Below are 2,305 nucleotides of genomic sequence, written 5' to 3'. Positions count from 1 at the left end.
CAGGACTTGCACCCGCCATTTTCATTTTTGGGTGTGGAATAAACCCGCATCTTGTGACTTCTGTGTCATAAATGAATTCATATTCTCTCAAGGCATTCTCTTCATGTTCAATGCCCCATTGCATAGCTGGTGTTATATAAGATTGGCTTATTTCCTCTATTAATCGCTCTGTCATGAGTTTGATTTTGTAGTCTTCATATTTGCTGGTAGGCAACCCTTTTGCTGTCTTACTGAGTATGTTGTAAACATTAGATGCCGTGACTTTTCCTAGCCGCGCTTGAAACCATTCTGCTGTTCTTTGTTCCATCTCACACCGCCGTTCTTTGTTCTTGTGGTGTTGGTGCATATTCTATATCTTGGAGGTGAATATATTCGGCATCTTGTATAGGCGCCTCTATTTGCTCTTGTTGTAGGAAATATTGTTCTTTTTCATTTTTTCTCTTTTGCAAAATATCCAAAATCCTTTGTGCTATTTCATCAGGAAGATCTTCAAGCCTGTCGACTTTTGCATAATCAAGCACTTTTTCCTCTTCTGTTTGAGTGATGTTTATTAATTGTTTGATTTGCGTAAGCACATCATAAGAAACTAACTTCGTTTGTACGTTATGGTTTGTTTCATTGATACGGTTTGCTTCATCTTCTTCATAAATACCGGAAAGCCCGAAAGCATAGCGAGCACATTGTATAGTGGCTTTATGGCGCAACATACGTGCTGGATATTTTTGCCAAGGTTCACTTTTTTCTTGTTGGCATTCACTTAAATATTCGGTGACTTCGATAGGATCTTGAATTCCTTTGAGACGAATAGCACATTTGATAGCAATGAGATTCCCATCCTTATCGAGTTGATCTTGAAAGGTCATGCCATCAAAGTCAGGATTTGATTTGATGATCTTTATCCAACCGTCGATAGAAACAACAGGGATCATGCCGCCGCCTTTTTTAGGAAATATATAAATTTCTTTAGTTAAAGGATTAAGTCCATAAGTTTTGGCAACAAAAAGAAAAGTAGCAAATTCTGCATTATTGATGACACTAGCATTTTTATATCCAATACAAGTTTTCATGATTGTTGTTCGAAATTCTTCAGCAGAAAATCCATATTTTTCTGCCATTTCTTTTAAAAAAGTGGAATTTTTCATCTTGATTTCCTACATTGCGCGCAATTCCCCCGTGGCGTGAATCACGCTTGTGTTAAAAAATTGTTTGTGTGGTTAAAAACGGCTTATAGAGATACTATAAGATTAGTCGTTCGTATTTTCTCATCTGGTTTGTTCTCTAGTTGAGATGAGGTCAGTATTATCAACATGCCCATAAGCACCTGCATCATTGACAATGTATATAGCATCGCAGTTACCAAAAACACGTACATCACCGTAAACTTCTGTATATCCATAAAAATGTATACCCTCGTAAACTTCTGCATTACCAAAAACATGAGCATTATCAGAAATTTGTGCATCATCATAAACACGGGCACCTTCATAAACACATGCATTATCACCAACCCAGCAATCCCCTTCGTGACTTAAATTGCCCTCATGCTCTATAAAACCGCCTAAATCGCCTTTCTCGACGTTTCCAAAGTCTCGTAAGGCGCGAATGCGGTGGAGAGTTCTGCCATTAACTTCGATTGTTGCGTCTGTCAGTTCGTATTTCTTTTTTATCATAAGAACCTCCTCTTAATGCATGGTTTGTCTTTTAAGCTCTTGAGACAGCACACCAATGCCTTTTGCTGTGATTTTTGCGCAAGGAATGACTTTTTCTATTCCACTTGCGGTTTGAAGTGTGATGGTTGGACAATCCATAAGTTTCTTTTGGATTTTGTCTTGATAAGGAAGCAAATTTCCACCTGCTGCACGTCTATAAATCCAACCTTTTTCTTGTAAGAAAAGAATGAATTGTTTTGGTTGCATCTCGAGTATTTTAGCGGTTTCTGTAAGACTAAACAGTCCGTTATGACGCTGTAAGCTTTCAAGAGCCATGGCTTTTGGTGTTAAATCTTCAATGATGGTGTCTTTTTGATCTATTTGACCTTGTAGGTAATTCAAAAAGCCAATCATAGCCTTTGGACTTGAATAGTCGATTTGTGGTGTTACTGCTTGCTTTTCCAACTCTTGCCAACGGTCTATAATCCTAGCGCGTAATGTCATGCTGTAACCGGAAACTAAGATAAGGCATTCACGCTTAGGGAGGTTGTAACAGTTTTTGGTCTTACCCTGTTTATCTAAATAGGTGGATCCAAATTTGGATTGACCCCCTTCAGGATATAATTCTCCTAACATTTGTCGAATATCACGCATAA

Annotated in this window: 4 protein-coding genes; all 4 read right to left on the bottom strand. The window is 38.1% G+C overall.

Going from position 1 to position 2,305, the window contains the following annotated elements; translation table 11 throughout:
- Positions 1-307: lambda exonuclease family protein (locus tag PVV60_RS10170; protein WP_273724634.1), on the bottom strand; the 307-nt coding region annotated here is incomplete at its 3' end.
- Between the two features lies 1 nt (position 308).
- Positions 309-1,142: a phage recombination protein Bet gene (gene bet, locus PVV60_RS10165; RefSeq protein ID WP_273724633.1), complete on the bottom strand. Its 834-nt coding sequence runs from the start codon at positions 1,140-1,142 to the stop codon at positions 309-311.
- 120 nt (positions 1,143-1,262) lie between these two features.
- Positions 1,263-1,670, bottom strand: a complete 408-nt coding sequence (locus PVV60_RS10160) for a hypothetical protein (RefSeq protein ID WP_273724632.1) — start codon at positions 1,668-1,670, stop codon at positions 1,263-1,265.
- Positions 1,671-1,682: 12 nt separating this feature from the next.
- Positions 1,683-2,305, bottom strand: a 623-nt coding sequence (locus PVV60_RS10155) for a phage regulatory protein/antirepressor Ant (protein WP_273724631.1), incomplete at its 5' end; no start/stop codon positions are given.

Source organism: Bartonella sp. AU18XJBT (assembly GCF_028618595.1).
Classification (GTDB): Bacteria; Pseudomonadota; Alphaproteobacteria; order Rhizobiales; family Rhizobiaceae; genus Bartonella.
Note: the sequence above shows the minus strand (reverse complement) of the source record. Positions and strands in the feature narration are given on the sequence as shown.